Raw genomic sequence first — 236 nt, forward strand, 5'->3', positions numbered from 1 at the left:
GGGACAGCGTAAAACACGCAAAACAGGCTAAAATGACCTCAAATGTAAGCAATATCAAAGGATTACGCTGTCCCGATTATGCGCTATTTTCCTTCATTTTCGCCTATTTTCAGAGCGCGATGAAGGATGCCTTCGTCGTCACCAATCGCCTCGGCGTTTCGTCGAAGAGCCGCGAGCGCGACCGAAGGCCGACCCTCGACGAACTCGACAAACTCATGGAGCATTTCGGGGCCCGG

Annotated in this window: 1 protein-coding gene; it reads left to right on the forward strand. The window is 52.5% G+C overall.

Translation table 11 applies throughout. The features are described from left to right. On the forward strand, window positions 1-236 hold a 236-nt coding region (locus RMT89_RS45400; protein WP_315889595.1), incomplete at both ends, for a hypothetical protein.

This window comes from Streptomyces sp. P17, from assembly GCF_032436805.1.
In the GTDB taxonomy this organism is placed as follows: Bacteria; Actinomycetota; Actinomycetes; order Streptomycetales; family Streptomycetaceae; genus Streptomyces.